9 protein-coding genes and 1 pseudogene are annotated in these 7,372 nt (G+C 33.3%); 9 read left to right on the top strand and 1 reads right to left on the bottom strand.

The window, feature by feature from the left end; all coding sequences use genetic code 11:
* Positions 1–11: 11 nt before the first annotated feature.
* Positions 12–191 carry a hypothetical protein gene (locus LBD46_00245; GenBank protein MDR2425606.1) on the bottom strand — a complete coding sequence of 60 codons (180 nt, stop codon included), beginning with the start codon at positions 189–191 and terminating at the stop codon, positions 12–14.
* 167 nt (positions 192–358) lie between these two features.
* Between LBD46_00245 and LBD46_00240 the strand changes: the two genes are divergently transcribed.
* The 9 genes and pseudogenes from LBD46_00240 (at position 359) to LBD46_00200 (ending at position 7,293) form a co-directional block, all read left to right on the top strand.
* Complete coding sequence (locus LBD46_00240) at positions 359–1,231, top strand: NAD(P)-dependent oxidoreductase (GenBank protein ID MDR2425605.1); 873 nt, start codon at positions 359–361, stop codon at positions 1,229–1,231.
* Positions 1,228–2,163, top strand: a pseudogene (locus LBD46_00235) (GDP-mannose 4,6-dehydratase). Before LBD46_00240 ends, LBD46_00235 begins: the two are co-directional and overlap by 4 nt.
* 497 nt (positions 2,164–2,660) lie before the next feature.
* Positions 2,661–3,080, top strand: a complete 420-nt coding sequence (locus LBD46_00230; GenBank protein MDR2425604.1) for a DUF4143 domain-containing protein — start codon at positions 2,661–2,663, stop codon at positions 3,078–3,080.
* Positions 3,067–4,401, top strand: a complete 1,335-nt coding sequence (locus LBD46_00225; GenBank protein ID MDR2425603.1) for an MATE family efflux transporter — start codon at positions 3,067–3,069, stop codon at positions 4,399–4,401. Before LBD46_00230 ends, LBD46_00225 begins: the two co-directional genes overlap by 14 nt.
* Positions 4,402–4,588: 187 nt before the next feature.
* Positions 4,589–4,750 carry a hypothetical protein gene (locus tag LBD46_00220; protein ID MDR2425602.1) on the top strand — a complete coding sequence of 54 codons (162 nt, stop codon included), beginning with the start codon at positions 4,589–4,591 and terminating at the stop codon, positions 4,748–4,750.
* A gap of 71 nt (positions 4,751–4,821) precedes the next feature.
* A complete protein-coding gene (locus tag LBD46_00215; protein MDR2425601.1) occupies positions 4,822–5,475 on the top strand; it encodes an AAA family ATPase in 654 nt (217 codons plus the stop codon).
* Complete coding sequence (locus LBD46_00210; GenBank protein MDR2425600.1) at positions 5,423–5,800, top strand: DUF4143 domain-containing protein; 378 nt, start codon at positions 5,423–5,425, stop codon at positions 5,798–5,800. The genes LBD46_00215 and LBD46_00210 overlap by 53 nt, the downstream gene beginning before the upstream one ends.
* A 23-nt stretch (positions 5,801–5,823) precedes the next feature.
* A complete protein-coding gene (locus tag LBD46_00205; protein ID MDR2425599.1) occupies positions 5,824–6,819 on the top strand; it encodes a glycosyltransferase family 2 protein in 996 nt (331 codons plus the stop codon).
* 249 nt (positions 6,820–7,068) lie between these two features.
* Positions 7,069–7,293, top strand: coding sequence for a hypothetical protein (locus LBD46_00200; protein MDR2425598.1), 225 nt, complete (start codon positions 7,069–7,071; stop codon positions 7,291–7,293).
* Positions 7,294–7,372: the final 79 nt, after the last annotated feature.

The raw sequence follows: 7,372 nt of genomic DNA, 5'->3' as shown, positions 1-7,372 counted from the left end.
ATTTGAAAACATCAAATATTTTTCGTACATATATACGACGTAATACACGCTTTTTTAAAAAATACACTTACCCCCCCCCCCCCCCCCGAAAAATACAACCGATTGATTACGCTGGATTTAGGAACCGGTTTGACGCTGTCAATAAGAGAGGCTTGTATGCTGATTAAAAAATTGACATCGTCTAAAAGCATTTTTAATTTCGGCAACGTCGCTTATAGGAAAGGCGAGATAATGGAATCCAAGGCAGATATATCGCTGAATGAAAAAATAAATTGGCGGGCAAAAATAAAATTTGAGGACGGAATAAAAAAATTATTGAGAACAATGCGATGACATACAATCGACAAAAGGAATCTAAATGAAAGTTTTACTGACGGGTGCAACAGGTTTTTTGGGAAGCAGCCTGTTAAACGCTCTTGTTAAAAGCAATTACGATATAATAATACTCAAAAGAAGTTTTTCCGACATTTGTCGCATAAAAGCCCTGTCGGACTATATCATAAGTTATGATATAGACAAAACTGAACTTGAACGGATATTTAATAATCATAAAAATATAGACGCAGTTATTCATACTGCGACCTGTTACGGCAGAAAAAATGAAAGCGCGGCGCAAATATTATATTCAAACTCGCATTTTCCTTTAGAGCTTTTAGAGCTTTCCGCAAAATATAAAGTCAAATCGTTCATTAATTCCGCAACGACGCTTCCCCATACAAAAAAAGGGCAGATGCACCATTATACGCTTTCAAAACGGCAATTTGCCCAATGGGGCGCATACTTTTGCGACCGAATTAATTTTATCAATATGAAAATCGCCTATATGTACGGTCCTTATGACGATAAAAACAAATTTATTCCTTCTCTTATTGAAAGCTGTATAAAAAATTGTGCAGAATTTAATCTTACGGCGGGCGGACAAAAAAGAGATTTTGTCTATATAGACGACGCAGTAAGCGCCTATCTTGCGGTTTTAAATACAGAAACAAAAAACTGCTGCGAATACGAAATAGGCTCGGGAACTTCAATATCTATAAAAGAAGCCGCGTTAAAAATAAAAGAAATAACAAAATCAAATATTAAGCTCAATTTCGGCGCTGTCCCTTACAGAGAAGAAGAAAATACACAAATGCTTCTTGACGTTAACAAATCCTCTTCATTAAATTGGAAAGCAAAATATAATTTTGAAGACGGGATAAAAAAATTAATATCAGAGGAATACCAAAAATGAAACTCTTAATAACCGGCGGCTGCGGTTTTTTGGGCAGTAATCTTGCGGCACATGCTTTAAAACAGAAATACGAACTTATTATTTTAGACGCATTATATAGAAAAGGCTGTGATGAAAATCTTAAATGGCTTAAAGAACAAGGGAAGTTTACTTTTATAAAAGAGGATATAAAAAATTTTGAAATGTTGGCAAAAATTATAAAAGATTTTAAGCCAAACTCAATATTTCATCTTGCGGGGCAGGTTGCTATGACTGTGTCAATAACTAATCCGCGACTTGATTTTGAAACAAACGCGCTTGGAACTTTTAATATTTTGGAAGCTGTAAGGCAGTATTGTCCTGAAACGTCAATTATTTATTCTTCAACAAATAAAGTATACGGAGATTTAAGACAATATTCTTATGAAGAAAAAGAAACGCGCTATGTTTGCGTTCAAAAACCGAACGGATTTGACGAAAACACTCCGTTGGAGTTTCATTCCCCCTACGGCTGTTCAAAAGGAAGCGCAGACCAGTATATGCTTGACTATGCAAGAATATATGCTTTAAAAACCATAGTGTTTCGACACGGTTCAATGTATGGCGGAAGGCAATTTGCAACTTACGACCAAGGCTGGATAGGCTGGTTTTGCCAAAAAGCCGTTAAACAAAAATTAAGTATTTTAAAAGAGCCTTTCACAATTTCAGGAAACGGAAAACAAGTCAGAGACATTTTGCACGCAGACGATATGATTAACTTATATTTTTCCTGTATAGAAAATATGGACAAAGCAAAAAGACAAGTCTTTAATATCGGCGGCGGGATTGAAAACAGCCTGTCGCTTCTTGAACTTTTTGATTTTCTTAACAAAACTCTTGAGATAAAATTAAACTATTCAAAACTCTCCCCAAGAGAAAGCGACCAGAAAGTTTTTATAGCGGACGTCTCAAAAGCTAAAAAACTTATCGGCTGGCAGCCTAAGACAGATTTCAAAGAAGGCATAAATAAAACACTCGCATGGACAAAAACGCAAATATTGCATAAATGAAGTTATTAAAAGTACAGTAATGTAAAAGTTCAAACACATATTAGACTTTTTTACAGTTAGCCTAATGAAATAAAATTTCCGACGAAGCAATCCATATCGGATGACCTTTATAGAAACTATCTCAATAACTCGGCTTTAATTTCTAGATTGCTTCGTCAGAAACATAGTTTCTTCCTCGCAAAGACGGCAGAGATTACTTTTTAGCTGTCTTTTACTTTTTATATATTCTATGCTATTTTTGCCTGTCTTTGTGAGAAAGAAGCAATTACAGAATATAATTAATATTTTGGCAATAATATTGCCTTGATATGACAGAACAAGACATCAAGGGATAATTCCGAAAATTTATCAGTTAGGCATTGCAGACTTAGTATATTTTATATATAATTTTTTTTAAATTTATACTATTTTATTCTAAAGATGCAGGACTTCTTAGAAAACTTGCTAAATTGCCTTCAGACACCATCCTGTTGGGCAACAATTTTTATACAGAATTTAAAGGCGCTCTTGGGGAAAATTTTGTTTTGCAGTCATTAATTGCGCAGTTTGAAGTTATTCCTAGATATTGGACGTCGCAAGGCAAAGCTGAAATTGATTTTTTAATCCAAAACAATACCTATATTATTCCAATAGAGGTTAAATCGTCTGCAAATGCGGCATCTAAAAGTCTTTCCGTATATGAAAAAACTTTTTCCCCAAAATATAGAATATGTTTTTCATTAAATAATTTAAAAAAAGACGCCAATATGATAAATATACCCATTTTTTTGGCAGATTGGACTTCAAAATTATTAATAAATATTGAAAATGAAGAAAATTAAAGCAGTATTAAATCATTTAAAAAATCCGCCTCGCCATTTAGTTGTCGCCGCAAGCGCGTGGATAGCAAGGATTATTACGGCGTTGATAGGCATAATAAGCGTCAGGACGCTTTTACTATATCTAGGCGAAGAAAGATATGCGGCATACGCTATAGTTTATTCTCTTATAGGCTGGTTTGCTTTGTGCGATTTGGGCATAGGATTTTCTCTACAAAACTTTATTTCCGAATGCCGTGCAAGAAATGAAAGCTATACCCGCTATCTCAAATCCGCTTTGCAAGTTATATGCGCGGCTTTTATAGTTTCCTGCGCGGCGCTGCTGTGTTTTTCAGGAGTAATACAGGATAAGCTGCTTGTAAATTACGAATCGGTGAAAAATTCAAATATCATCTTAATACTCGGATTTATTTTCATATTGACTGCTTTTGCAAACGTCGTATACAGAGTCTATTACGCATTGCAAAAAGGATATATATCAAATATCTTTCCTGCTTTGGCAAATACCGTTTCAATGATTGCCATAGTTCTTTTTAACAGATACTATCCTGTAAAAGGCAATGTATTGGCAGCTCTTTTAATATTTAGTGTTCCACAATTAACCATTGCTGCAATACCTTTTATAAAAATTTTTAGACAAACCTTTGCCGGTATTTTTAATATCAATTATCCAGATATAAAAGAATTGATTACAAGATCGTTAAAATTCAGCGGCTTTGCCGTTATGGCGGCCGCAACGCTTGGCATAGACTATATAATAATGTCTCAGACTATAAACGCGGCCAGCATAGCCGAATACAATATTTTAAATAAACTCTTTGTGCTGCTTTTATCTATTCACTCCGCTGTACTCATGGCTGCTTGGCCGGTGTTTAGTGAATTAAATGTCAATAGACAGTTTCTAGTAATCAAAAAAATGATTGTAAAGTACATAATTTTTGGATTTTTCATAATTACCGCAGGTGCCGCTCTTTTCTATATATTTTCTGACAATATAATAAAAATTCTTGCTCCAAATACTAATATAGCGCCATCAACGGTCATTTTTATGCTGTTTGGCATATACTCTTTTTTAATAATCTGGACAAGCACCTTTTCTGTATTTTTGCAAAGCATAAACGTTTTAAAAATTTTTTGGATTTTTGTGCCTATTCAGGCATTGATAAGCATTACAGCCCAATACTTTCTATCCATAAAATACGGTGTACACGGAATACTTTTAGGACTAATAGCCTCTTTCATTTTTACGACCTTCATAGCTTTGCCGTATAAAACATATAAAATATTCAAGCAGACAATAATAAACGACAGCGGTAAGCTATAAAAATATTGATGATTTTTCAATCAATATTTTTTATTTATGCAATTTCTATACTATAGTGTATAGAACTTGTATAAATTATTTAGGGTTTGGAGGAGTTGCAATTGTAAATTTGCAATGACATTTGACAAAATGACAAAATATTGTGATAATATTGTAGTATAGTGCAAGATTTCTACAAGGGGACAATGTGGATTTAGAACGCACAATCAAACCGTATATTGAAAAAATATCCGCTGGATTTCCCGTATTTTTACTTACGGGAATGCGCCAAATAGGTAAAAGCTATATTTTAGACAAATTAAAAACTGACGAGCAAAAGTATGTGACTTTAGACGATTTATCAGCGTGAAAATTTGCAAAAAACGACCCTAAAGGTTTTATAGATGTTTACAACCCGCCTGTTATTATAGATGAAATTCAATATGCCCGGAACTATTTAGCTATATCAAAATTTATGTTGACAGCCATCCAAAGCAAAAAGGATTATTTTGGCTTACGGGAAGTCAGTGTTTTCAGTTGATGAAAGGCATAAGGGAATCTCTTGCCGGGCGCGTGGCTATAATAGATATGCTCGGATTGTCCTATAAAGAGATAATAAAAAGACCGTTTGAATCAGAACCTTTTGTTCCTGATTTTAAAATCATAAAACGCGCTTCAAACAAATCATTAAAAACCATAGACGTTTTTAAAAATATTTGGAATGGAGCTTATCCCGAACTTATTACAAATTCAAAAGTTGACCGAGACACTTTTTACAGAAGTTATTTAAAAACTTATATAGAAAGAGACGCTGCAGATGATATAGGTGTTAGAAATGAAGTTCAATTTTATGATTTTATACGCGCAGTGGCGTCCCGCACAGGCGGGCAGTTAAATTACAGCAATTTAGCGTCTGATGTAGAAATAAACGTTAGAACTACAAAAAAATGGCTTGAAACGCTTGCCCGCTGCGGACTTGCGTATATATTAGAACCATATACGCCTAACATCAATAGAAGAATTGTAAACACGCCAAAGATTTATTTTATGGAACACGGGACTTGCCTCTTACCTTACCAAATGGGACAGCCCTGAAGCGCTTATGAACGGCGCGATTTTAGAAACTTATGTTTTTTGTGAGATAATGAAATCTTATTGGCATAATGGAAAAGAAGAAAGCGTTTATTTTTATCGCGAAAACGAGCAAAAAGAAATAGATTTTATTATAGAAAAAAATAACGTTTTATACCCTGTAGAAGTTAAAAAAACATCAACGCCCGATTTTAAAGATTTTAAAAATTTCAATTTGTTAAAAAGTTTTAAAACTAAAAGTATCGCAACTGGAGCGCTTATTTGCATGTATCCAAACGCCATGCCGATAGGAAACAATGTTTTATCAATCCCAATTTGGGAAATTTAAAATATTTTTAAGGAGACATAATTTTGCAATACGAACTTTCAATCTGTATACCGGCTTACAACCGCGAAAAATATTTAAAAGAAGCTCTTGACAGCATAATCAATCAGCTCGACAATACCAACAGAGACAAAGTTGAAATATGCATAAGCGACAACGCCTCGCAAGACAACACTAAAGAGCTTGTAGAAAGCTATAAATTAAAGCATCCGCACATTATATATTTCCGCTGGGACAAAAATATGGGCGCGGATAACAACTATTTGAAATCCGTAGAGATATCAAGCGGGAAATACTGTTGGATACTTGGAAGCGATGATATAATTAATTGTGGAAGCATAAAAAAAATTATACAGGAACTTCAATTTCAATATGACATTTATTTATGTAATGTGAAAGTATGCAATATAAATATGAAGTTTATGTATTACTACAAATGTTTAAAGAATCCCATTGCGTCAACCGTATTTCAATTTGGAGACAATAATCTGATAGAAAAATATCTAAAAGCAATCAAAAACATTGCAGGGATACTCGGATATTTATCCTCTACAATTTTTTTAAAAGCTAAATGGGACAATATAAAAGGTAAAGATGAATTCATAGGTACGGCTTATGTTCATTCATATATACTTTTATCAATTCTTAAAGATAAATCAAAGCTCAAATATATTTGTGAATATTTAGTTTCATACAGGGGCTACAATGATAACTTTGCTCTTGAAGGAATGCAGAAACGAATACTGCTTGATTTAAACGGAATACCTCTTCTTATGCATAAGGTTTTTAACGGCTGTATAGATGTAAATTACTATGCAAAAGAAATACTGTCGCGTCATTACGGACTTCGCGGGCATTTATATTTTATATCTTCTCTAAATGAAAATAACTTAATAGAAAAAAAGATGCTTGAAATAGGATATACAAAACCTTACTTATTGCTTTGCAAAAGTCTGAAATATCCGTATTTACTGGGTAAAAAAATAAAAGCTGTTCTGAGGAGGTTTCATGTATGCAATTGAAAAATATCGACCTATAGCATTAGATGATTTAATCAGGTTGGGTGATAATCAAGATGAGGATATGTTATTGCAAAAAGACAAATAGAACAAACTGAAATATTAATTAGCTTAGGAATAAGCAGTAATTGGTCATTTGATACTGATTTTACAAAAATAAAAGACGTATATTTATGCGCTTATGATTATTCCGTATCTTTAGAACTCTTTAGAAAATATCAAAAAAGTTCTTTTTTATATCTGATGGCGTCTTTGGCAACATTTAATTTTAAGAGAATAAAAAAATTTATAAAACAGTTTACTTACTGGATAAACAAATCCAAAGAATTTGAAAAATTTTTTAATAAATCAGATAAGCATAAATTTATAGAAAAATTTATAAGTCAGACAGATGACGAATGGTATATAACATTTGATAGGATTTTCTCCGAGATTTTTCGGGGGGGGGGGGGGGTAAAAATTTTTCTATTTTTATAAAAATGGACCACGATAATTATGAATAAAGAACACAGCCCCAGCTGGCGCCAAATTTTAAAAAAATAAAAGGTCTGGCCGT

It is taken from the genome of Candidatus Endomicrobium procryptotermitis, from assembly GCA_031279415.1.
GTDB lineage: Bacteria > Elusimicrobiota > Endomicrobiia > Endomicrobiales > Endomicrobiaceae > Endomicrobium_B > Endomicrobium_B procryptotermitis.
Note: the sequence above shows the minus strand (reverse complement) of the source record. Positions and strands in the feature narration are given on the sequence as shown.